Source organism: Streptomyces sp. NPDC087263, assembly GCF_044744645.1.
Taxonomy (GTDB): Bacteria; Actinomycetota; Actinomycetes; order Streptomycetales; family Streptomycetaceae; genus Streptomyces.
Map to the genome: position 1 here is coordinate 44184 of NZ_JBIUYT010000001.1, position 23343 is coordinate 67526.

Genomic DNA, 23343 nt, shown 5'->3' on the forward strand with positions numbered 1-23343 from the left:
CCGGCACCTTCCGAATCGGAGCACCTGCTCTTCGGCGGGCCGCTCCGCTATGACATGGGCTGGTCCCAGCACGCCGACGCGTTCCTGGAGCTGAACTTCCGCGCCATGGTGACGCGGCTGCCGTCCCTGCTCACGTCCAGCTTCCGGCTCGCCTGGACGGCTGACCGCCGTGCCGCCCGGATCGTGCTGATCGCCGAGTTGTCCCGCGGCGTGGCGCAGGCGGTGAGTCTGCTGGCCGTCAACAGTGCGCTGGGCCGGCTGATGACGAGCGGCCCGGTCGAGGACCGGCTGCGCGGCGCACTCCCGGCGCTGGTCACGGTCGCCGCCGTGATGCTGTTCGCCGCGCTGCTGCGGGCCGCGTCGACATACGCGACGGGCCGGCTGGAACCGAAGGTCGAGCGGGTCGCGACCGAGCTGTATCTGGAACGGGCGGCGGCCGTGGAACTGGCCGCCATCGAGGACGACGCCTTCCACAAACTGCTGGACACCGCGCAGTACGGCGCTCAGTCCGCCCGCCGCATGATCACGATCGCCGCCCGGGTGGTGAACGCGATGATCTCGCTGTGCGCGGCGGCCGGCGTCCTGACCGTGCTGCACCCCGCACTGCTCCCACTGCTCGTGACGATGACGCTGCCGAGCGCCTGGAGCGCGCTGACGATCGCCCGGCGCCGCTACGAGTCGTTCCACACCTGGGTGCAACACGCCCGCGCCGGGCACCTGATCAGCAGCCTGCTCACCGAGCCCGCCGCGGCTCCGGAGATCCGCGTGCACGGCGTCGGGCCGTTCCTGCTGCGCCACTTCCGCTCGATGTCGGAGAGCGCGGAGGCCGAACAGGCGCGCCTGGCCCGGCTTTCCGCCCGTACCGGCCTGATCGCGGCGGCCTGGACCGGGCTCGCCACCGTGGCGACGTACGCGACCCTCGGCGGACTGCTGCTGGCCGGCGCGATGGCACTCTCCGTAGCCGGTACGGCGGTCATCGCGATCCGCACCGGCTCCGCGAGCCTCGGCACGTTCGTCCTGGAGGTCAACTCGCTGCACGAAGAGGGCCTGTTCGTGGGCGACCTACAGCGCATGTACGTCGAAGCGGCCGAACGCGCGATCCCCCTGGGCGGCGATCCGCTCCCCGCCGACCCGCGCGAAATACGCTTCGAGAACGTCACGTTCACCTATCCGGGCTCCGCGACCCGGCCCGCTCTCGCGGACGTGACCCTCAGCGTGCCGCTCGGCAAGATCGTGGCACTCGTCGGCGAGAACGGCTCGGGCAAGACGACCCTGGTGAAACTGCTCGCGGGCCTGTACGCGCCCGAGCACGGCCGGATCCTGTGGGACGACGTCGACGCGGCGACCGCGGACCGGCACCAACTCGCCGAGCGCATCGCGATGGTGGCGCAGGACTTCAAACGGTGGCCGTTCACCGCCCGCGTCAACGTCGCCGTCGGCCGCGCCTCGGCGCCGCTCACCGACGAGCGCCTCTCCTCATCGGTGGCCGAGGCGGGGGCGGAGGACGTCGTGGCGGATCTGCCCCGCGGCCTCGACACCCTCCTGGCCCGCGGTTTCAGCGGCGGGCACGAGCTGTCGGGCGGACAGTGGCAGCGGCTGGGCATCGCACGGGCCGCCTATCGGCGGGGCGCCATCCTGATCGTGGACGAACCCACGGCGGCACTCGACGCCCGGGCCGAGCTGGAGGTGTTCGAGAAGATCAGGGCGCTGGCGGGCACCGGTCAGACCGTCATCCTCATCACGCACCGGCTGGCGTCCGTGCGCCACGCCGATCTCGTACACGTCCTCGACCAGGGCCGTCTGGTGGAGTCCGGCAGCCCGGCGGAGCTCCTGGCCAGCGGGGGCGTCTATGCGGAGCTGTACTCGCTCCAGGCGGAACAGTTCACGTCGGAGGTCCCTATCCGGGGGGCCGGATGATCCGGCGTCCCGACCAGGGAAGCCGGATCAAGCGGCGTCCCTACCCGAGCGGCCGATCGATCCGGCGGGGAGGAGGCCCGGGACGGCTTCCCGCCCGGTACGGCCTCCGGCCTCACTCGACGAGCTCAGCGGCCCGGACAACCACCAGAAACGCGTCCGTCGACAGATCCATGACCACCTCGGCGGCCTGACCTTCCAGACGGCGCGCCTGCGCGAACTCCTCCGCGGGCCACGACCCGCGCGGCCCGCCTGCGGGAAAGCGCTTCAGCACCGTTCGCCCGTTCACCCTGCACCTCCATGTAGCGCTGCTCTCGTAGAGTTAAACGCCCCTCATGGGGTGAACGGCTCGTAAAGTAACAGTACTGAGACGTAGTCGACACTTCGTTCGGGTTCGGTGTGAGGGAATTCTCATTCCAACACGCCTCGGGCGAGCCGTCGTATCAGGCTTCGATTCAGTCGTCGTACTCGTCGTGATATCGGATCCGTTCACTGCCTGCGGGCGCCCCCAGCGCAGATGAGCGCCCTCTGGGCTCCTCCCACTCCTCCTGCCGTCCCAGCGCGGTCAGGTCCAGCAGGCTGGTCGTGGAACCGATCCCGTCGAGTCCTCGCTCGTACGTCGAGTACGTGTGGAAGACACGGTCACGGTCCCGCAGGAAGCAGCTGATTCCCGGTCGCTCGTAGGGTTCTTCACCGCCGAAGGATGCCTGGAAGTCGTAGTTGAACTCGTTGCCGTAGGACGAGTACCACGGCACCGTCCACCCCATGCGTGCCTTGAAGGGGAGGATTTTCGTGTGCGGTGCACGGGACACGGCGGCGAACTCGGTTCCCCGGGCCCGCAGATGCGCGAGGTGCCCGATCTGGTCGAGGAATCCCGAGCAGCTGCGGCAGCCTGCGGTCCACTCCGGCGCGAACATGAAGTGGTAGACGACAAGTTGGTGCCGCCCGTCGAAGAGGTCGAGGAGCGTCGCCTTCCCGTCGCCGCCCTCGAACACGTACTCCTTGTCGATCGCGACCATCGGCAGCCCACGGCGCTCCGCGTTGAGCGCGTCCCGCGCACGCGTGGCGGCCTTCTCCTTGGCCAGCAATTCTTCGCGCGCTGCACGCCACTCGTCGCGCGAGACGATCTGCGGAAGCGTCATGTGCCCCTCCTACGAAACAGTGCCTTCGAGGGGTGGACCGGAGGGAGCGGCGGAACTCATCGGCGGGACGGAGAATTTCTGAGATCGGTCGACTATGTCTCTGGATTCAGTACGTCACCGGAAGCGCGAGCAGGCCGCGGGCGCGCAGGGAGGGACGCCACCGCAGCTCGGCCGGGTCGGCGTCGAGCGCGAGGTCCGGGAGGCGTTCCAGGAGCGCGGACAGGGCGATCTCGGTCTCCAGCCGGGCCAGCGGCGCGCCCAGGCAGTAGTGGATGCCGTGGCCGAGCGCCAGATGACCGGCGGTGTCGCGGCCGAGGTCGAGCCGGTCGGGGTCGGGAAAGCGGCGCGGGTCGCGGTTGGCGGCGGCCAGCGACAGCAGGACGGTCTCGCCCGCGGCGACGGCGACTCCCCCGATCGTCATGTCCTCGGCGGGGAAGCGCCGGATGGCGAGCAGCGCGGGCCCTTCGTGGCGGTTGAACTCCTCTATGGCAGCGGGAAGTTGCTCCGGGTTCGCCCGCAGGGTGGCCAACTGCTCCGGGTGGGTGAGGAGCCCCAGGACGGCGCTCCCGATGAGCTGTGTCGTGTTCTCGTATCCGGCGAAGAGGATGAGGAAGGCGAGTGACATCAGCTCGTCCTCGGTGAGCCGGTCGCTCTCGGCAGGCCGGCCGCGTTCGTTGAGTCGGCCGCCTTCGTTGAGTCGGTCGCCCTCGTCCCGGACCGCGATCAGGTCGGAGAGCAGGTCGTCCGCGGGATCCTTCCGCTTGTCCGCGAGGAGTTGGGTGAAGAACCCGAGCATGGCCACGACCGCCTCCTTCGCCGCCGTCGGACGCGCCGGGTCGGGTGCGACGAGTACGTCAGTCCAGATCCGGAAGTCCCGGCGGTGCTCGTCCGGAACGCCGAGCAGATCGCAGATGACGGTGATGGGAAGAGGTGCGGCGTACGCGGCGATCAGGTCCGTCCTGCCGTGCGTGCCGAGTGCGTCGAGGAGCCGGTCGGCGGTCTGCCTGATGGGCGTGCGCAGTTGCTCGACGCGGCGCGGTGTGAAGGCCCGTACCACCATGCGCCGGATGCGGGTGTGATCGGGTGCTTCCATGTTCAGGAGGTTGGCGTCGAGGGTCGGCGGCAATGCCAGACCCTGGTAACTCCCCGGCAGCGCATGCCGTTTGTCCACCGAGAGCAGCGGGTTCGCGAGGGCCTCGCGTACGTCGTCGTACCGCGTGACGAGCCAGGCGGGGTTGCCGTCGGTACCGGCGACGCGGTGCACGGGCGCGGTGTCACGAAGTCGTTCGTAGACGGCGTACGGGTTCTCGATGAGACCCGCTGCGGGGTCCTGCGACGTCGGCATGGCTCCACCCTAGCCAGCGCGATCAGGCGTCGTACTCCTGGATGCGCTTCCCGTGACTCCGGTCGATCAGGGCGGGCAGCCGCTCCCCCAACTCCCTTACGGTGGACGGCAGATCGAGCGTGAGCAGCGCGCGGGCGCGCGTCACCACACGCCCGTCGACGATCGTCGTCCGTACGTCCGAGGAGCGGGCGCTGTGCACGAGGGTGGCCGCGAGGTCGTGTACGGGCTGGGTGTGCGGCCCGGTGAGATCGACGAGGATGATGTCGGCCCGCCGCCCGGGCGCGAGGCTGCCGATCCGCTCGCCGAGTCCGACGGCCCGCGCGCTCTGGAGCGTTGCGTGGTGCAGGGCTTGACGGGAGGTCAGCCACCTCGGATCGCCCTCGGTCGACTTCTGCACGAGCGAGGTGAGCGCCATGGACTCCCACACGTCCAGGGAGTTGTTCGAGGCGGCCCCGTCCGTGGCGAGCCCGACGGGAACACCGATCTCCCGCAGGGCACGCACCGGTGTCGGGCCCCAAGCGAACTTCAGGTACCCGCGGGGCGCGGTCGCGACAGCGACGGTTCCCGCTTGCGCCGCGCGCTCCAGCACGGGCAGATCGCGTTCGACGATTCCGGTGCCGTGCGCGATGAGCACGCTGGTTCCGGTGGAGAGGATCCCGGTCCGCTCCAGGATCTCGATCGGTGTACGCCCGTGCCGGGCAAGGCTGTTGTCGGTCTGGTCGCGGCTCTCGGAGGCGTGGAGGTGCACAGGGAGTCCGTGGGTGCGGGCGAGTTCGGCCGTCGCGGCGAGGTCGGCGTCGTCCACCGTGTACGGGGCGTGCGGGGCGAGTGCGGTGGTGATGCGGCCGTCCGCCGATCCCCTGTACCGGAGCGCGAACTCCAGTGACTTCTCCCGGCCTTCGGGCCCCTGGGAGGAGAAGAACGCCTCCCCCAGATGCGCGCGCAGCCCGGTCTCCGCCACCACGGCGGCGACGGTGTCCATCGAGAAGTAGTGGTCGGCGAAGCAGGTGACCCCGCCGCGGATCATCTCGGCGCAGGCCAGCCGCGCGCCCAACTCCACGTCCCTTTCGGTGAGGTTGGACTCGATCGGCCAGACGAAGTCGTTGAACCACTCCTCGGCGGGCAGGTCCTCCGCGATGCCGCGCAGCGCGACCATCGGCGAGTGCGTATGGCAGTTGATGAGGCCGGGCATCGCCACCTGACCGCGGGCGTCGATGCGCTGGACGGCGTCCACACCGGGATCGCCGCCGGCGACGGCCTCGATGACCCCTCCTCGTACGACGATCGAGGCGTCCTCGACGAAGGCGATCCCCTCGTGCTCGTCGTGGACGAGGGCGGTACAGCCGGTGATGACGAGATCGGCGGGGTCCTGAGCGGGGGCGGACGGGGTCGTGGGAGACGGCGTCATTGCGTCACCGTACGACGGGGGCGCGGCGCCGGGTCACCTGAACCGCGGAACCGGAGAATCGGGAATCCGGCGACAGCACGCGGCCCAGCCGTCATACAGCGATGCGGATTTTGGGTCCGTGCCCGGGCCCGTGCCCGTGCCCGTGCCCGTGCTTCACGCGAAGCCTCGCCCGTACCCGCCCCTCGGCCAGTTCGTCGAGGAGTTCGGCGATCCGCTCGGTGTGGCGGGGCGTGAGGCGCCCGGTGTCGTCGAGTTGCACGGCGCACGCGGTCGTCGTGTCGACGAGCCGTTCGAGGGTGGCCGCCACCTCGTCCGTACCCTCCGCGTGCCGTGCCAGGGCGGGGAGTTCGGCGGCGGCGAGGTCGATCGCGGCCTTGGCCTCGGCGAGCGCGCGATAGGCCTCGCGGCGTAGGGCCCAGCGTCCGGCCCGGTCGTCCGTCGTGTCGTCGCTCAGCACATGCGCGAGGTAGACGTCGGCCGCCTCCATGGCACGGGCGAGCCGGGCCCGTACCGTCCCTCCGCGCTGTCCGAGTGCCGGCAGATGCCCTACGAGCAGCACGATCGCGCAGGCCAGCAGGGTCTCGCTGATGCGGCTCCAGGCGGCCGGCGGCTCGCCCGCCACCATGACAAGGGCGAGTACGAGAACGGTGACGACGGCGGTCTGCGCGGCGAAGTGCCGCGTGGCGACGGGAATCAGAGCACCGCAGACGGCCACGACGACGATGAGCCCGGCGGGCCTGGGCAACAACGCGGCGAGCCCGGCGAAGACGAGAGCGCCCAGCACCGTTCCCGCCGCCCGGCACAGCACGCGCGAGGCGAGCGGTCCGAGATCGGGCTTGACGAGGAAGACGGCGGTCGCGGGGAGCCAGTACCAGTGGGAGTGGTTCCCGGACCACGGGGCGTGCTGCAGGGCCTGCGCCACGCCCACGCTGGCGCCGAAGCAGAGGGCGACGCGAAGCCCGTACTCACGCCCTCCCGCGCCGAAGGCGGTGCGTACGAGGAACCGGGCGGTACGACGCCGGGTGTGCAGGTTCTTTCCCGTGCCGCCTCCCGTGCCGCCTCCGTCGAAGGCGTCGGCGGCGTGGAGCAGGGCGTCGTCGAGGGCGCGGAGTTCGGGTGCGGAGCGTCCGGGTGCGGGCAGTGGCCCGGTGTGCGCACCGGTCCGTACGGCGGCGGCGAGCCTCCGGGGTCCTTCCGCGGCCCGTGCGGGCACCGCCTCTCCCACCCAGGCGAGCGCGGTCGCGGCCTCGGCGAGCGGCAGCGCGGCGGCGTACTGCGCGTGCAGCCGCCGCTCGGCCCCGGAACTGGCGTACCGCCGCAGCCGGGGCCCGGCGAGCGCGTCCTGCGCGTGATCGAGGGCGGCGGTCAGCGCGGCCCGGCGAGCCGTCGCGTCCGTGCCCCCGGCGGCGGCCAGCAGCTCGGCGATCGCGTCGTACACCGCACCGACGGCGTCCCGCTCACCGTCGAACCGGTAGTCACCGGCGGTGACCCTGGTCGTCGGGAGCGCGAGCCGCAGGGCGAGCAGCCAGCCGGCTCCGGCGAGGTAGCACAGCGCGCGCTGCCAACCGGGTTCGGGGAGCGGCATCCCGGCCCCGATGGCCGCGGCCACGAGCAGCTGCGTCCCGGCCCCCGAGGCGACGGGTCCGATGGCGCTGGCGGCCCCGGCCACAAGTCCGAGCCCGGTCAGTAGGAGGGTGAGCGTCACCGCCCCGACATGCTCTCCGGCGTACGACCCGACAAGCAGCCCACCGGCCCCCGCGAGGGCAGGCACCCCAAGCCTTTTGACGGCAGTCCGCCGGCTCCCGGGCCGGTCGTTGAACCCGGCCAGCATGGCCCCGAGCGCGGCGACCACTCCGATGGACGGCCGCCCGGCGACCACCGCCGCGAGCAGCAGGGGCCCGGCGGCCAGCGCACCCCGGATGACCGCGTTCCACGGAACCGGTCCCCGCTGGGCGCGCAGGGCATGGGCGAGCCAGGGCGGTACGGCGACACTGGGGAGTGGCACGGGGCTCCTGTCGGGCGAGGGCGGGGATTGCCTTCGGGCGGCATCGGCCGGGCTGGCGTGCTGTCCACGGTAGGTGGGGTTGCTGGAGGGAAGGGACCGCAAGCGTTTCGGCGAGGTGACACTTCACGGGAATGCCGCGAACCTTATGAACGCAACTCTTCTGCGAAGCCGCTGCACGCGAGGGGTGCACGGTCGATGTGCGCAAGCGGTGTCATGACCTACGTACGCAAGGCGTGTCGTCGCCGATGCACGCAACGCGTGTCATGGCCGACGTACGCAACCGGTGTCATGGCTGATGCACGCGGAAACGGGAGCGGGCCCGAGGGCGTAGCCGGCCCCCGGACCCTGTGATGCCACCCAATTCACACGCCGGCACGCTTGAGGACCCAGGTCAGTCATCATGTCGCCGCGTCCTGCCTTTGGACCACCGCACATCGAGCTGTGCGGGCCGGACTTGAACCGGCATTTCGACGTCCGGGGCCTGGGCCCGGTCGATCCGGCGATCGGCGGCGAATACTGAGTCTGGAGCGAGAGTCTGAGATTGACCGCGGCAGGCTCTAGGTCCTAGCCGCTCATCACGACAAGCTTCAGCTTCAGCTTTGCGCTCCTCGCGCACCCCGGCCGTGGTTCGTGGTGGCCGGGGAGTTCTTGAGGCTACCCGAACAGGTAGCCGAACACGGAGTCACCGACGCGCTGGTCGACGACGTCCACGCCGTTCGCCTCCTCGCGGGCGAACTTGACGGCCTGCTGCAACTTCTCGATGCGGCCGAGGAGTTCGTTCAAGCGCCGCGCGGGCAGAGCACCCGAGAACTTCACGGTCGTCCAGTACCCGACCGGGATGTCCTCGTAGTACACCTCGACCTGAGCGGGATGCTTCTCGGTGGCCTCGGCCTTGACGTGGTTCCGGGGCACCTTCTTCGTACGAAGCGTCCGCACGGGCTCGGTCTTCCACGCATCGGTGGACGGGTCCTGAACCCACGACTCGGAGGCGTCGAGGACGGGCAGCTTCCGCACGAAGGTGTTGAGATCGGTGAGCTGCTTCTCAAGAAACAGCAGGTAGGACACGGGTACTTCGGCGACGAGCACCCGCCCGTCGACCTTCACATCGGCCCGCGCCGTGCAGTTCGCCCAGTCCTTGGTGGCGGTCACATCGAACAGCCGCGTCAGCGTCCCCGCGGTCTCCCGCAACACATCCTCGGCCTGCACCTGCACCCGCGTCGACTCGGGCGGCAACTGCTCACCCTCCTCGTCCTTCGGCTGGTACGTCCGCGAGATACCGGCCAGCAACGCGGGCTTCTGCAGCCCATGGTGAGCAGACGTCAGGTCCTGGTGGGACTTGGACTTGATGCCCTTCTCGACTGCGATGATCTGATTGAGTTTCGCCACGTCAGGGACGTTAGCAGCGTCAACTGCGCTTTTCGAAAGGTTATTCGGCGGCCGGGTCACCACCCCGGGATGGAGATCTCCTCCGCCCTGAGCCTCCCCGGCTCCGGCCCGGCTCCGGCCCCAGCTCCAGCTCCAGCGGCCATTGTCAGTGGCGCGCGCTCTAATGGGAGATGTCGTCACAGAGCGTCACGACTACTGCTGGCTACGGGGGAGGTGGCGAACGTGGGTTACGAGGAGGACGGGCAGAGGTACGTGTCCGTGGCCGGGCTGCGGGCGCGGGGGTGGACCGGCGCGATAGTGCACCGGCTGCTCGGGTCTCCGGACCGGCTCAGTGTCGATCCGCGGCGGAGGTCCGCCCCGCACACCCGGCTCTACCGTGTCGAACGGGTCGAGGCGGCAGAGCGCAGCGAGATCTTCCGGAGCGTGACGGACACCGCGGCACGGCGGTCCGACCTGGTGCGTGCCGCATTGGAGCGGCGACGACAGGAAGTCCTGGAGCGCATCGGAGCCGAGCCGATCGACGTACCACGCCTCGACCCGGGCAAGCTGGCGCTACGGGCCATGGAGCACCGGGCACGGAAGGAGTACGCCGCACTCGACACGGACGGCCCCATCCCACCCAGGCCAACGGGCCGCGCCGCACCCGGATCGACGGGCCGCACCACATCCAGGCCCACTGGTCCCGCCCCACGCCAAGCCACTCATGCCACGAAACCCGGACCCAGTGGTCCCACGCCACCCGAACCCACTCGTCCCACCACACCTGGACGGGCTGGTCCCCACTCACCCGAGTCCACTCGCCCCACCACACCCGGCGGGGCTGGCCCCACCCCACCCGTATCCGCAGACCGGGCCGCACCCGCACCCGCCGGTCCCGCCCCTTCCAATCCCCCTGAAGCCGGCCCACCCGAACCAACAGGCCGCACCACATCCGGGCCCACTGGCCACGCCACGTCCAGACCTACTAATCCAGCCCCACGCCAACCCACTCGCCCCACCACACCTGGACGGGCTGGTCCCCACTCACCCGAGTCCACTCGCCCCACCACACCCGGCGGGGCTGGTCCCACCCCACTCGGGGGACCCGCTGATCCCAACCCACCCAATCCCGCTGGCCCCACCCCACCCGAACCCACAGACCGCGCCTCACCCCATCCCGACAGCCGTCGCCCCTCACCCGGCCCCGGCGAAGGCATCTCAGCCACCGGTGCCCCCGGTGTCCCGCCGCCGCTCGCCTCCGGCGGTCACCGTGCCTCCCTCGCTCCCTGGAAGGTCGACTATCTGCGGCATCGGCTGGCCCACTACGACCGGCTCCTCGACGGACTTCCCGGGCACGGCCGCTTCTCCGCGCGGGCCACGGCCGTCGCGCTGTTGCGGCGGCGGATCTTCGAGGCCATCGCCGAGGCCTACCCGGCGCTCGCGGAGGAATGCGAGCGGCAGGCGCATGCTCAAGGGCTCAACGCACCGCCCCGGTGAGGTGAGTTCGGCGTGTGTCTCATGCGCACACGCCGACAGCGGCCGGCCCGGTGGGTCAGGGGCGCACCTGACCCACCGGGTCCATGCGAGGTGCCCCCGTCTCTTCGTGGGCCCCCGCCGGATCGCCCCGGAGTCACTCCGCCGGAGGAGAGCCCACGCCCCCGGGGGCACCCCAGGTCCGCCGCTTGGGCAGCGCCCGCGCATAGCTCCCCGCCCGGCTCGTGGTCAGCCCCAGCGAGACCAGCGACTCGGCGAGCTTGACCGCGGCCGCCACCCCGTCGACGACAGGAAGCCCCAGCTTCTCCCCCACCACCCGCTGGAGCCCGGTCATCCCGGCGCAGCCGAGCACGAGCACCTCGGCCCCGGCTGCCCGGGCCCGCTCCGCGGCGGTCACGAAGGCCTCCTCCGTGCGCTGCGGGTCGCCGAGGTCGAGGACACCGAGGCCGGTGCCGACGACGGCGGCGCAATGAGCGGCGACCCCGGCGGCGTACAGGCTGTCCTCGATCTGACCGCGGGAGCGCTCCAGGGTGGTGACGACGCCATAGCGCCGCCCGAGCAGGCAGGCTAGGTGGGCGGCGGCCTCGGTGATGTCGACGACGGGTACGTCGAGCAGTTCGCGGGCGCCCTCGCGGCCGTGTTCGCCGAAGCCGGCCATGACGACGGCGTCGCAGGGACCCTCGTACGTCCGCAGTGTGTCGAGGACGGCCGCCGCCGAGAGATAGCTGTCGAGCCAGCCCTCCGCGGACTCGGGTCCCCAGGCGGGGGTCAGTCCGGTCACCGTGGTGCCCGGACCTGCGGCGGCCCGGGCACCACGGACGATCTCCTCGGTCATCTCCTGCGTCGTGTTGCAGTTGGTGACGACGATCCGCACGCTCAGCCCGCCGCAGACGCGGAGGCGACGGCAGTCTCAGCGGTCGCGCGCTCGGAGCGGCACAGCACCGCGTACAGACCGGCCGCCAGCGCCGTACCGATGAACCAGGAGTAGGGGGCCACGTCGCTGAAGTCCTTCACCAGCGCGAGCACCGCCGCGACTGCCGCGGAGGGCAGGAACGCCCACAGGGCCTTGGGGTTGACGCCCTTGCGGTAGTAATAGGGCGATCCCGGCCGGGCGTTGAAGAGCTGGTCGATGTCGATGCGACCGCGCTTGACCCAGTAGTAGTCGAGCATGATCACGCCGAACAGCGGTCCGAGGAAGGCGCCGAGGCCGCCGAGGAAGTAGTTGACGACCGTGGGGTTGGAGAAGAGGTTCCAGGGGGTCACCAGCAGCGCGGCGACCGTGCTGATCATGCCGCCGATCCTGAAGGTGATCTTCTGCGGCCAGACGTTGGCGAGGTCGTACGCCGGTGAGACGAAGTTGGCGACGATGTTGACGCCCATGGTGGCGATGGCGAAGGTCAGGGCGCCGAGGACGAGGACCCAGGTGTTGCCGACCTTGGCGACGAGCAGCGCCGGGTCGGTGATGGCCTCGCCGAACACCTCGATGGAGCCGGCCGTGACGATGACCGAAACGATCACGAAGGCCGTCGAATTGATGGGCAGACCCCAGAAGTTGCCGCGCTTGACGGTCTTGTAGCCGGGCGCGAAGCGCGAGAAGTCGCAGAAGTTGAGCATCAGGGTGCCGTACGTGGCGAGGATCAGCCCGATCGCGCCGAACCACTGCCGCCACTGCTCGCCGACCGACACCGGGTGCGGGGTCGAGGTGAGGGAGATCGTCCAACCCGCCTTGGACAGAACCCAGATGGCGAGCGTGATCATCACCAGCCAGATCGCCGGACCGCAGAAGTCCTGGAACTTGCGGACCGACTCCATGCCCTGGCTGATGATCATCGCCTGGATGAGCCAGAGCGCGACGAACGACACCCAGCCGAGCGCGTCCAGGCCGAGGAAGGAGTGATGGGTCCACGACTCCAGGCCCGGCCAGGCCGCGAGCAGCATCACGTTGACGGCGACCGACGCCAGATAGGTCTGGATGCCGTACCACATGATGGCGATGACGGCCCGGATCAGCGCGGGGATGTTGGCGCCCCAGACGCCGAAGCTGATGCGGCTGACGACCGGGAAGGGCACGCCGGTGCGCTGGCCGACGCGGCCCATCAGGTTCATCCCGGCATAGATGATCACGAAGCCGACGAGCAGCGACGTGAAGATCTGCCAGACGTTCATCCCGAGGACCAGCAGGCCCGCCGCGAAGGTGTAGTTGCCGAGGTTGTGGACGTCGGACATCCACATGGCGAAGAGGTCGAAGACCTTCCAGTTGCGCTTCTGCGCGGGCGCGAGGTCTTCGTTGGTGAGCCGGGGATCGGGGACGAACGCGGCGGTGCCGGTGGCTTCGGCACGGTCGGCGAGGGACACGGGGCCTCCATGGGCGAGAGGGCGGAGGGCAGCCTTTCGGCCTCGCTCGGAATACCTTGGGCACCTTTGACACCCTTGGCACCTTTGGAACCTATGGAACCTTTGGCACATCGCCTCTGACACATCGCCTTCGGCGCATCGCCTCGGCCACCTTCGGTGCACATTTGGTATACCAAACTGCCGTCATAGTCCCGCCCCGATGACGCCCACCCATGTCCTTGCAGTTACGACTCCGTAAAACACCCCCGGAGTCGGCGAACATGGACCCATGACGAAGATCGAACCCCTGGGCGCGGTGCGGGAACGCGTCCTCGCCGCGCTGCGGCAGGAGATCATCGCCGGACGGCTGCGCCCGGGCGACCGACTGGTCGAGCGCGAGCTCGCCGACCGCTTCGGGGTCTCCCGGGTCCCGGTTCGCGAGGCGATCCGCTCCCTGGTCGGCGAGGGGTTCGTGCACTCCGAGACACCACGCCGCACGGTGGTGCGCCGGCTGACCCCGACAGACGTGGCGGAACTCTTCGAGCTGCGCGAGGCCCTTGAGGTGTACGCGTCCGGGCTCGCCGCCACCCGTGCCACCCCGGAGTCCCTGGCAGAGCTGGCCGAACTGCTGGACCAGGCGGCGACCGCGACCCTGGCCGACGACGCGGAGGCGATCACGGACATCAACACCCGCTTCCACGACCACATCCTCGCCATGGCCGGCAACAGCCTGCTGATCTCCGTCATGGAACCGGTCGACGGCCGCCTGCGCCGGCTCACCCGCCAGAACGAGGAGTGGCCTCAACTCCTCACCGAGCACCGTGAGTTGTACGAGTCCATCGCGTCCGGCGACCCGGACCGCGCCCGCACACACGCACTCGCACACGTCCAGGCCAACTACCGCTCGACGATGCGCCACCTCTTCGGTGACGGCTAGCAGACCCTGTACACGGGGAAGCCCACATCAAAGACCCGTCGGTACCCGTTCACGGGCAACCGCACACTAGGTCCTGTCGAGGTACGGCCTCGTCGGCAGCCCCGCCACATCCGCCGCCGTACGCAGCACCTTGCGCAGCATCGCGGGGGTCAGTCGCCCGGTGAAGGTGTTGCGCTGACTGACGTGGAAGCATCCGAAGAGCTCGATCGAGCCGACCGAATCCGATCCGGCCGAATCCGAATCGACCGGTACCGAACCGGCCGGTGCCGGTGCCGAACCGGACCTCGGCGAGCCGAACCTCGGCGGGTCAGCCGACTCGGAGCCGACCACGACCCGCACCCCATGCCCGAACACCGGCCTGGGCCGAGGCATCACCCACCCCGCACCCGCCAGGGCCGGCAGCAAGGCCTGCCACCCGAATGCCCCCAGCACCACAACCGCCCGCAGCGAAGGCCGCAGCAGCTCCAACTCCCGTACGAGCCAAGGCCGGCAGGCATCCCGCTCCTGCGGCGTCGGCTTGTTGGCCGGTGGAGCACAGCGCACGGGCGAGGTGATTCGTACGCCGTACAGGGTCAGCCCGTCGTCCGCGCTCACGGCCGTACTCCGCGACGCCAGCCCCACGTCGTACAGCGCCTCGTACAACACATCACCCGACCGGTCCCCCGTGAACATCCGCCCGGTCCGGTTCGCGCCGTGCGCGGCGGGTGCAAGGCCGACGATCAGCAGCGACGCGTCGGCGGGTCCGAACCCCGGGACGGGCCGGCCCCAGTACGTCTCATCGGCGAAGGCCGCGCGCTTGGTGCGGGCCACCTCCTCACGCCATTCGACGAGGCGTGGACAGGCCCGGCACCCGATGATCCGCCCGTCGAGCTCCGCCAAACCGCCGCTGTCCATGCTCCACCGTACGACCAGGACGACTACGTCATCGCCGCCCGAGGTGTTCCAGTTCGATCAGGGCGGCCATGCGCCAGGACTTCCCACCGACCTGCCCGGCCCTGGGGACTAAAGTCGAGGTATGGCTTCTGAGGGTGCGGACGTCGACGCCGATGTCGTCACGGATGTCGAGAAGGACGACGAAAAGAAGGGCGCGGGCGGCTCGCCCGATGCCGCAGCCGCGGCCAGGGCTGCCGGTCCTGGCGATGGTGAAACCGTACGGGTCGACAGTTGGATCTGGTCCGTACGTCTCGTCAAGACCCGCTCCATGGGTGCCACCGCCTGCCGCGGTGGGCACGTCCGTGTGAACGGCGAGCGCGTCAAGCCCGCGTACGCCGTGCGCGTCGGCGACGAGGTACGCCTGCGGCACGCGGGCCGGGAACGGGTCGTCGTGGTGAAGCGCGTGATCCGCAAACGGGTCGGCCCGTCCGTCGCCGTCGAGTGCTTCGTCGACAACAGCCCGCCGCCCCCGCCGCGCGAGGCCGTCGCCCCCGCGGGCATCCGCGACCGCGGCGCCGGCCGCCCGACCAAGCGCGACCGCCGCGAGCTGGAGCGCCTCCGCGATCTCTCCCGCCCGCAGTCCGGTCCCGACGGCTCCTGAACCCACGACTGCCGACACGACCGCTGGCACGACCGCCGGCACAACTGCTGGCACGACTGCCGACACGACCGCTGGCACGAAGGAGAGCACGCGAGCTCCGGGACAGCAGATGCCGTACGACGTCGAGGGCGCCCAAGTTTTCTGGGCGCCCTCGACGTCGTACGAGGGTCGGCGGTCAGCGGTCCCCCTGGGCCGCGTGCGCGCGCAGGGCGGTCGGCGGTCGGCGGGCCCAGTCTCACGCCCGTCGTCGCACCAGGCGGAGCAACTCCGTGGTGTGACTCCTGCGGGCCCAGGCGATCAGTGCGAGCGGCAGGATCAGGATGAGCGGCGTCGCCACGTACGGCCCGTGCAGGACGGTGACGTTCACGATGAAGGCGCCGACCATCAGCGCGCTGAGCGACACCGCGGCCACGGAGGACAGCAGCGGGATCATCAGCGCGATGCCTCCGGCGAGTTCGAGGGCGCCGATGATGTACATCCCCGTGCTGCCCCATCCGAGCTTGTCGAAGCCCTCGGCCGCCGAGGGGTGTGCGATCAGCTTGGGCAGGGCGCTCGCGACGGCGTAGAAGAGGCCGAGCGTGATCTGCAGGGCGCCGAGGGAGATCCGGGCACCCCGGCTGCGCGGGGCTCCGGCGGCGGTGGCGGAGGAGGCGCGGGGGACGGGGGTGACGGGGACGGTGGTCTCGGACATCGGGGTCTCCTGTGTGGAACGGTGGCCGTTGCTTTCACACAGGTAGACCAGGTGTGCGTCCGGAACTCATCGGTGTGGGAGAGGATTTGATTCGCGCCCGCCGCCCCTGCCCGTCCCCTACCTGGAGCCCGCGGCGGAGCCGCTGATGGATGCGGTGCCCCCGGACCCCCGCTCGCCCGAAGGGCTCGTCCTCAAACGCCGGACGGGCTGAAGATCCCCTCCCCCAGCTGAACAGCTCAGCCCTTCACCACCCTCACCCACACCTCGTCCTCCGTCAGATACCGGTCCACCCTCAGTCCCGCCTCCCCCAGCGCCTCCTCGAACTGCTGCTTCGTCAACGGTCGGGACAGGAACGTCTGGGTCCAGATGGCGTCCGGGAACAGATACTCCACGTGTACCGAGTCGACCCCGTCGCCGACCGGCTCCGCCGACACGATCCGTATGGTGAAACCGGTGGGGTCGACCCGCTCGCGGGGCACGTTGGTATGGGAATCCGCCGCCTCGCGCTGGATCAACACGCAGCCGCCCTCCGCGACATGGCGGGCGCATGCCTCCAGCAACCCGCGCCGCACCTCGACGTCGCCGCTGTGCACGAGGAACGACGCGAGCATCACCACGTCGAATGTCTCGCCCAGGTCGAGACCCTCGATCGGGCCGCATATCGTGCGTGCCCCGCGGACCCGCTCCAGCATCTCGGCCGACTCGTCCACGGCCGTGACCGTGAACCCCCGCTCCAGGAGCGGATGGGTCATCCGCCCCACCCCACTGCCCAGTTCCAGAATGTGCGCACCCGCCGGTACCGCCGCGCTGATGATGGTCGGTTCGTCCCCGACGGTCAGCCGCGAATAGAGCTCGACCGCGCAGCCGTCCGGCGTGATCGCACCGGGTCCGGTCCCCTCGTAACCTTCACGCATCTCCATCTTCATACCCGCCCAACGGGCGCCCTCCGTCTGCCCGTTCCCATCCCCCACCACTCGTTCGAGTGAACCGTTCGAAGCACACCGGTCCGGATCACACCGGCGAGATCAGACCAGCCGGATCACACCAGCCGCATCACACCGGCCGCCTCACACCAGCCGACGTACCCACGGATCGCACCCGTCCGAATCACCACGCGAACCAGCCATGCCCCCCATACCAATGCCCACCCGCCCGCAGATGGTCCCCCACCGCCCGCTCGACGCTGTTGCGCCGGGGCAGTCCCGCCACCGGCAGTTCCGGATCACCGAAGACGAAGCCGACGGGCACCCCGTCGTCCGGGCTCGTCTCCTCGTAGGCGACCACGAACCGGTCCTGAAAGCGGACGATGTTGGAGTCCGCCGGCAGATACCGCTTGAGCTGCGGATCGAGCAGCCACGAGTGGCAGACGGCGACGTCGTGGCGCTCGTCGGGGAAGTGCAGCGCGAAGAACTCCCGTGCCAGGGCGAGCGAACGATCACAGGCAGCAGGCGACAGGGGACCGTGGAAGTCGGTGATGTGCAGGTTCAGGCAGGGGTCGCCCGGCCCGGATCCCTGATCCGCTGCCGCGACGGCTCGTCCCATCCGCTGCCCCAGCCGCGCCCGCTGGAACTGCAGACGGCCCAGCTGGAACAGCTCACCGTGGAAGTGCAGGGAGATCCACCACGGGAACAGCAGCCCAGGGGTACCGAGCCGCCTGTGGTGCACGGCCACATGCCGTCCGAGGTCGGCGAGCGTACGCCGGGACACGTCGTCCGGGATACCGCGCGAGCGGTGATAGGCACGCACGAACGGGAGCGCCGCGACAAACACGTACACGTGAAAGCAGCGTCCGAGCGCCCCTGTCGACGCCGGGAACGGCGGCGGCTCCCATCCCTTGCCGATCTCCCCCATATCCCGCACGAAGCGGCGGACGCACCGTGCGAGGAGCGTCATCGCCGCCGCGTCCGCCACCAACCGGGCGCGCAGCGCTACGAGTTCGTTGACGTGCTCATGGGCCACGGTCAGATCGAGCAGGACGTCCGCCAGCTCATCGGCTTCCGGTAGCAGCGCCGCCCCCCGCGGCGCGCTCTCGCTCTCACTCTCGCTCTCGCTCTCCAGGTCCCTCAGCCAGTCGGCGAGCCTCGCATCCGCCCGCAGCGCCTCCAGCAACACCGTCGCCCCCCTTCGTCCGACCGCTGTCCCATGGTGAACGTGCACCACGAAGAGTACGTTTTCTCGGTAGGAGTAGTGATCGGGATGCGTACAGGCAGTGAACCTATGACCGCGCGCAGTGCTCTGCGGATGCGTTTCTGGCTGAGCGCCTGGGGCCTGATCTGGGCGACCGCCGGGACGGCCGGGTTCGCTCTGGCCGGGCGGCCGGGATGGGCGGCCGCCTGCGGTGTGCTGTGGCTGATCGTCACCGCGGACATGGCCGTGATCCTGCGGCACATCCGCCAGGGTCCGCACTACCAGCCGGGCCGCGACGTCCCGCCGTACCGCCCGCCGGATCACCGTCACCCGTGACCGGACAGGAGTCACGAGGGGCCGACGAAGGACTCACGAGCGCAGTACGACAGTGCGAGGTACTCGTCAGAGCCGTCACACGAGGGGCCTACGAGTCGAAGCGCGCCGCTTCCAGATACTGCGGGTTCGGATCGAGCGCCGCCGCCAGCCTGAAGTGCCGTTTCGCCTGCTCGGGGCGGAGCAACCGCTCATAGGTGCGGGCGAGCGCGAAGTGCGCGAACGCGTTGTCCGGCTCACGCTCCAGGACGATCGTGAACTCCAGCTCGGCGGGGCGCAGTTGCGCGGCGGCGAAAAAGGAACGCGCGCGCAGCAGCCGCGCCGCCGTGTTCTCCGGATGCGCGGCAATCACGGAGTCGAGCAACTTCACCGCGCCCCGCGGGTCGCGGGCGGCGAGCAGTTGCTCGGCGGCACGGAAGTCGATGACATGCGTCTCCGGAGTACGTCCGGTCGAACCGCTGGTCTCGGGCACGGCAGAGTCCTTCCCTCACTGGAGAGGTTCAACGCCCCCATCGGCGGCCCCTATTCCATGGTCGTCGCCACAGGGGCCCCCTCACAATCGGCGCAGGGCGCCCGGCGTCGATGTCACACGACGCCACTCGTCCGTGGTCAGAGGCCGTGATACGCCCTCACAGAACCCCCACGACCGTCAGCCACCGGCCGTCACCGCCACCTACCACCAGTCGCCTACCACCCGCCACCCGTCACCCGTCACCCGGTCGATCACCGACCGACAGCCGTCGACCATCGACCACTAACCGTCAGTCATCAACCGTCACAGACCAAGCACCCCAAGCACCGCTCCCACCACGATCACCGCCCCGCCCCGCCCGCCACCACGAAGGCCCAGTCCACTCCGGCGCGCTCGCTCCCGAGCACTACTGTCTCCCGCGGGTCGTCCACGTCGTACGCGAGACGGATGTGGCCGCCCTCGGGCAACGGCCGACGCCGACTGCGCGGCACCGGCGACACGACCTCCACGACCCGTCCGTCCGCCGTCTCGAACTGCAGCAACGGCCGCTCCAGGCCCGGCTGCGGAGGTTTCACCAACGCCTCGGTCACCTGCCCCGCCGCGCTGATGCGTCGCGTCTGCCGCAGGCCGTACGCTCCCGCGAGCAACGCCACCAGGCCACCAAAAGCCGTCAGAGCAGCGAGGACGACCATTCCCGCCCCGTCCTCAGGCCGCCGTGGACGCCCGCTCCACGAGATCCGCCCATACGTCCCGTACGCGCTGCTCCAGCTCCTGGAGGGGTACGTCGTTGTCGATGACGATGTCCGCGATCTCCAGGCGCTTGTCGCGGGTGGCCTGGGCGGCCATGCGCGCGCGGGCGTCCGCCTCGGTCATGCCGCGCAGCCGTATGAGGCGGTCGAGCTGGGTCTGGGGGCTGGCGTCGACGACGATCACGAGGTCGTACAGGGCCGCGAGGCCGTTCTCGGCGAGCAGGGGCACATCGTGCACGACGACGGCGTCCTGGGACGCGGCGTTCTCCAGGTCGCGGGAGCGGGCGCCCACCAGGGGGTGCACGATCGAGTTGAGGACGGCGAGCTTCTCCGGGTCGGCGAAGACGATCGAGCCCAGCTTGGGGCGGTCCAGACTGCCGTCGGGAGCGAGGACGTCCTCACCGAAGGCGTCGACGACCGCCGCGAGCCCGGGAGTTCCGGGCGCGACGACCTCACGCGCGATCCTGTCCGCGTCGATCAGCACCGCACCCTGCTCGACGAGCAGCCGCGACACCTCGCTCTTGCCGGCGCCGATTCCACCGGTCAGGCCCACCTTCAACATGACGAGAAGCTTAGGGCCCGCCTCTGACAGTCGCCCGCGAGCCCCCGGGCGGGGCTCAGCCCTCGCCCTCCCGCTCCGCCAGGAAGCGCTCGAACTCCTGCCCGATCTCGTCCGCGGAGGGGATGTCCACCGGCTCGGCGAGCATGTTGCCGCGCGTCTCGGCGCCCGCGGCGGCATCGTACTGGTGCTCAAGGCCCTGGACGAGAGCGACCAGATCCTCGTCGCCCTCCTGGATCTGCCGGTCGATCTCGGTCTGCGTGCGGTGTGCCTCGGTGCGCAGGGCGTGCGCGACCGAGGGGAGCACCAGGCCCGTCGCGGCGGTGATCGACTCCAGGACGGTCAGCGCGGCGTCGGGGTACGGAGAGCGGGCGATGTAGTGCGGCACGTGTGCGCCGACCCCGAGGATGTCGTGTCCGGCCTCCATGAGCCGGTACTCGACGAGGGCCTCGGCGCTTCCGGGTACCTGCGCCTCGTCGAAGGGGCTGCGGTGGCCGGGCACCAGGTCGGTGCGGTTGCCGTGCGGGGTGAGGCCCACGGGACGTGTGTGCGGGACGCCCATCGGGATGCCGTGGAAGTTCACCGAAAGGCGGACCCCGAGTCGCTCCACGATCTGCTGGACGGCGGCGGCGAAGCGCTCCCACTCGACGTCCGGCTCGGGGCCGGAGAGCAGCAGGAAGGGCGCGCCGGTGGCGTCCTGTACGAGCCGTACATCAAGGGTCGGCACTTCGTAGTCGGTCCAGCGGTCGCGCTTGAACGTCAGCAGCGGGCGGCGGGCCCGGTAGTCGACAAGCCGGTCGTGGTCGAACCGGGCAACGACCTGATGGGGCAGCGTATCGAGCAGCCGTTCGACGATCTGGTCGCCGGTTTCGCCCGCGTCGATGTATCCGTCGAAGTGGTAGAGCATGACCAGTCCTGCCGACTCCTGGGCGAGCGCCATGTCGACAACAGCCAAGCCCTTCGGCTCCCATGCGTACAAACCCTGCGGATCAAGCACTGTGACCGCTCCTCCTTGTGTTCGTACGGCACAACGTGGTGTGGAGCGCGGGCATTCCCCACCGGCGCTCCACACGGGAAACCTCTTACCGACTTCTCAGCCTCCACGAGAGGCCCCGAAAACGGCTGTAGGAGGGGTCACCCGGACAGCACGCGCGCGTGGAGCGCGGTGACCGCCTTGCGGGCGGAGGTGAAGGCGCCATGCTGCCAGGCATCGGTGTAGCTGAGCCAGTCGCCCGCGAAGTAGACGCGTCCGGTGGGCTCGTTCAGGGGCTTGTAGCGGGCATCGTCGGGGCCGCCGGGGGTGCTGTGCCAGGCAGCCTCCAGGTGGGGCGTCTGACGCCAGTGGTGGGAGAAGGAGGACGCGAGTTCGGTGCGGTACTTCTCGCCGTAGATCTTCACGCCCGCGGCCACCGCGCGTGTCTCCCGCTCCTTGGGCGTGAGCTTCGCGTACGTGTCCGCGTCGTCGCCGTAGTTGTAGTAGCCGATCATGACGCCGCGCTCACCGTGGAAGCCGTAGGAGGGGTGCCAGATGTGGGTGACGTCCTGGTCGGTCTCGGTGATGCCGCCATAAATCTTGTGATCAAGCTCCCACCAGCGTGAACGGTACTCAAGTCCGATCTTGGCCGCCGACGAGGGAGTGATCGCCTCCAGAGCCGTCTGCACACCCGAGCCGAGGTTGTGCGGGATCTTGGCGAGGATGTTGGGCGGCAGGGCGCCGATGCAGTAGTCGGCGTCGAGGGACTTGGTGCGGCCTCCCTGGGTGTAGGTGACCATGACGCCACTCCCCTTGTCGGTGATTTTCGAGACGGCCGCCCCTGTCCGGATGCGCTGGGCCCCGATCGCCTTGGTGAGCGCGCGTGGTATCTGGTCCATGCCGCCCACCGGCTGGAACATCAGCATCGCCTGGTCGAAGCCGAACTCGAAGGAGAAGTAGCGGCCCACCCCGGTGGCGAAGATCTCGGAGGCGGAGGGGACGTCGCCGAGGAGCACACCGGGGGTGCCGGCGGCGGCCGGGACCGTGGTGTAGCCGCGGCGCTCACCGCCCTCGTACGTCAGCTTGTCGCCCAACTCCCCGAAGTCCTTGAGGAACTCGACGAGCCGCTCCTGGTCGGTGGCGGTCAGCTCCTTGTCGAGGGCGCCCTTGTCGGTGGCCTTGGCGAGCAACTCGGAGACATAGCCGTAGACATCGGCCTTCGCGGTCCGGTACCGCATCGGCGCGGTCATGCCGGCCGACTCGTTGTAGATGTACGCGTCCGCGTTCGTGTTGGTGAACACCTCGATGGGGACGCCGAGTTCGCGACAGTAGTCGAGGGTGACCATCCACTGCGGGAGCCGGGCGGGGCCGGCGTTCATGTAGTGGCCCTCGCTGAAGCGGGCCTTCTGGGTGTTGCCGTAGAGGTCGGTGGTCGAATCGCCGCCACGGACCGTGAAATTACGGCCGCCGGTGCGGTCCCTGGCCTCCAGGATCGTACAGTCGTAGCCGGCTTTCCCGAGTTCGTAGGCGGCCGCGAGTCCGGCGATTCCGCCGCCGACGATGACGACCTTGGCGGCGCCGCGCCCGGTGAGGGTGAAGTCGCTCGAGTTCAGGGCGCGGAAGGGCTGTTCACGCTGTGCGGCCTGCGCGGTGGGCGCGAGGCCGAGGGCTCCCATGGTGGCGAACATGGCGCCCGCGCCACCGGTGAGACCCACGTTGCGCAGAAACGAACGCCGGCTCGCGCCCGGCCCACTCTGAAGCTCTGTCATGGTTTCGGCTCCTCTGTCGATCTTGATCGATCGAGGAAGCCTCCCAACACCCCGTTACGGTCCGTCCGTTACTCGTGTATCCCCCACGTTTCTGCAATCTCAGCGGTACGGCGGACACCCGCGCAGGACACCGGAAACGCACTGCGGGCCCGCACCCAGAAGGGTGCGGGCCCGCAGCAAACAACTACCGGC

Annotated in this window: 22 protein-coding genes; 4 read left to right on the forward strand and 18 right to left on the reverse strand. The window is 69.9% G+C overall.

Going from position 1 to position 23343, the window contains the following annotated elements; genetic code table 11:
* Window positions 1-54: 54 nt before the first annotated feature.
* Entirely contained in the window at window positions 55-1917 is a 1863-nt protein-coding gene (locus tag ACIPC1_RS00225; protein ID WP_402513331.1) for an ABC transporter ATP-binding protein, read from the forward strand.
* A gap of 112 nt (window positions 1918-2029) precedes the next feature.
* Here the strand turns inward: ACIPC1_RS00225 and ACIPC1_RS00230 are convergent, their stop codons facing one another.
* The 9 genes from ACIPC1_RS00230 to ACIPC1_RS00270 all read right to left on the reverse strand — a co-directional run bounded on the left by ACIPC1_RS00230 (window position 2030) and on the right by ACIPC1_RS00270 (window position 13028).
* Window positions 2030-2203, reverse strand: a complete 174-nt coding sequence (locus ACIPC1_RS00230; protein ID WP_384381688.1) for a hypothetical protein — start codon at window positions 2201-2203, stop codon at window positions 2030-2032.
* 166 nt (window positions 2204-2369) lie between these two features.
* Window positions 2370-3056: a DUF899 domain-containing protein gene (locus tag ACIPC1_RS00235; protein WP_402511936.1), complete on the reverse strand. Its 687-nt coding sequence runs from the start codon at window positions 3054-3056 to the stop codon at window positions 2370-2372.
* 106 nt (window positions 3057-3162) lie between these two features.
* Window positions 3163-4401 (reverse strand): cytochrome P450, encoded by a 1239-nt coding sequence (locus ACIPC1_RS00240; RefSeq protein WP_402511938.1) that lies wholly within the window; start codon window positions 4399-4401, stop codon window positions 3163-3165.
* Window positions 4402-4423: 22 nt separating this feature from the next.
* Entirely contained in the window at window positions 4424-5809 is a 1386-nt protein-coding gene (locus ACIPC1_RS00245; protein ID WP_402511939.1) for an amidohydrolase, read from the reverse strand.
* 91 nt (window positions 5810-5900) lie between these two features.
* Complete coding sequence (locus tag ACIPC1_RS00250; protein ID WP_402511940.1) at window positions 5901-7814, reverse strand: FUSC family protein; 1914 nt, start codon at window positions 7812-7814, stop codon at window positions 5901-5903.
* A gap of 654 nt (window positions 7815-8468) precedes the next feature.
* Window positions 8469-9200 carry a hypothetical protein gene (locus ACIPC1_RS00255; RefSeq protein WP_402511942.1) on the reverse strand — a complete coding sequence of 244 codons (732 nt, stop codon included), beginning with the start codon at window positions 9198-9200 and terminating at the stop codon, window positions 8469-8471.
* 1197 nt (window positions 9201-10397) lie between these two features.
* Window positions 10398-10646, reverse strand: a complete 249-nt coding sequence (locus tag ACIPC1_RS00260) for a hypothetical protein (protein ID WP_402511944.1) — start codon at window positions 10644-10646, stop codon at window positions 10398-10400.
* A 163-nt stretch (window positions 10647-10809) separates the two neighbouring features.
* Complete coding sequence (locus ACIPC1_RS00265) at window positions 10810-11547, reverse strand: aspartate/glutamate racemase family protein (protein ID WP_402511945.1); 738 nt, start codon at window positions 11545-11547, stop codon at window positions 10810-10812.
* 2 nt (window positions 11548-11549) lie between these two features.
* Window positions 11550-13028 carry an NCS1 family nucleobase:cation symporter-1 gene (locus ACIPC1_RS00270; RefSeq protein ID WP_402511947.1) on the reverse strand — a complete coding sequence of 493 codons (1479 nt, stop codon included), beginning with the start codon at window positions 13026-13028 and terminating at the stop codon, window positions 11550-11552.
* 268 nt (window positions 13029-13296) lie between these two features.
* On the opposite strand from ACIPC1_RS00270, the gene ACIPC1_RS00275 reads away from it, so the two are divergent.
* Window positions 13297-13944: a GntR family transcriptional regulator gene (locus ACIPC1_RS00275; protein ID WP_384381635.1), complete on the forward strand. Its 648-nt coding sequence runs from the start codon at window positions 13297-13299 to the stop codon at window positions 13942-13944.
* Window positions 13945-14010: 66 nt separating this feature from the next.
* On the opposite strand, the gene ACIPC1_RS00280 is transcribed toward ACIPC1_RS00275, so the two are convergent.
* Window positions 14011-14838, reverse strand: a complete 828-nt coding sequence (locus ACIPC1_RS00280) for a uracil-DNA glycosylase (RefSeq protein WP_402511949.1) — start codon at window positions 14836-14838, stop codon at window positions 14011-14013.
* A gap of 121 nt (window positions 14839-14959) precedes the next feature.
* Here ACIPC1_RS00280 and ACIPC1_RS00285 point away from each other — a divergent pair, with 121 nt between their 5' ends.
* Entirely contained in the window at window positions 14960-15478 is a 519-nt protein-coding gene (locus ACIPC1_RS00285) for an RNA-binding S4 domain-containing protein (RefSeq protein WP_402511952.1), read from the forward strand.
* Window positions 15479-15713: 235 nt separating this feature from the next.
* On the opposite strand, the gene ACIPC1_RS00290 is transcribed toward ACIPC1_RS00285, so the two are convergent.
* The 3 genes from ACIPC1_RS00290 to ACIPC1_RS00300 form a co-directional block, all read right to left on the reverse strand.
* On the reverse strand, window positions 15714-16169 hold the full coding sequence (locus ACIPC1_RS00290; RefSeq protein WP_402511954.1) for a DoxX family protein: 456 nt from the start codon (window positions 16167-16169) through the stop codon (window positions 15714-15716).
* A 236-nt stretch (window positions 16170-16405) separates the two neighbouring features.
* Window positions 16406-17083: a class I SAM-dependent methyltransferase gene (locus ACIPC1_RS00295; RefSeq protein ID WP_402511956.1), complete on the reverse strand. Its 678-nt coding sequence runs from the start codon at window positions 17081-17083 to the stop codon at window positions 16406-16408.
* Between the two features lie 193 nt (window positions 17084-17276).
* Window positions 17277-18281, reverse strand: a complete 1005-nt coding sequence (locus ACIPC1_RS00300; protein ID WP_402511958.1) for an acyltransferase domain-containing protein — start codon at window positions 18279-18281, stop codon at window positions 17277-17279.
* An 84-nt stretch (window positions 18282-18365) separates the two neighbouring features.
* Here ACIPC1_RS00300 and ACIPC1_RS00305 point away from each other — a divergent pair, with 84 nt between their 5' ends.
* Window positions 18366-18632 carry a DUF6343 family protein gene (locus tag ACIPC1_RS00305; RefSeq protein ID WP_402511960.1) on the forward strand — a complete coding sequence of 89 codons (267 nt, stop codon included), beginning with the start codon at window positions 18366-18368 and terminating at the stop codon, window positions 18630-18632.
* Window positions 18633-18720: 88 nt separating this feature from the next.
* Here the strand turns inward: ACIPC1_RS00305 and ACIPC1_RS00310 are convergent, their stop codons facing one another.
* The 5 genes from ACIPC1_RS00310 to ACIPC1_RS00330 form a co-directional block, all read right to left on the reverse strand.
* A complete protein-coding gene (locus tag ACIPC1_RS00310; protein ID WP_384381621.1) occupies window positions 18721-19101 on the reverse strand; it encodes a tetratricopeptide repeat protein in 381 nt (126 codons plus the stop codon).
* A 341-nt stretch (window positions 19102-19442) separates the two neighbouring features.
* Window positions 19443-19793 (reverse strand): DUF3592 domain-containing protein, encoded by a 351-nt coding sequence (locus tag ACIPC1_RS00315; protein WP_402511962.1) that lies wholly within the window; start codon window positions 19791-19793, stop codon window positions 19443-19445.
* A 13-nt stretch (window positions 19794-19806) separates the two neighbouring features.
* The gene (gene coaE / locus ACIPC1_RS00320) at window positions 19807-20412 is read right to left on the reverse strand and encodes a dephospho-CoA kinase (RefSeq protein WP_402511964.1); all 606 of its coding nucleotides are present in this window, start codon (window positions 20410-20412) and stop codon (window positions 19807-19809) included.
* Between the two features lie 55 nt (window positions 20413-20467).
* Window positions 20468-21406: a PAC2 family protein gene (locus ACIPC1_RS00325; RefSeq protein ID WP_384381615.1), complete on the reverse strand. Its 939-nt coding sequence runs from the start codon at window positions 21404-21406 to the stop codon at window positions 20468-20470.
* A 137-nt stretch (window positions 21407-21543) separates the two neighbouring features.
* Complete coding sequence (locus ACIPC1_RS00330) at window positions 21544-23151, reverse strand: flavin monoamine oxidase family protein (RefSeq protein WP_402511967.1); 1608 nt, start codon at window positions 23149-23151, stop codon at window positions 21544-21546.
* Between the last annotated feature and the right edge of the window lie 192 nt (window positions 23152-23343).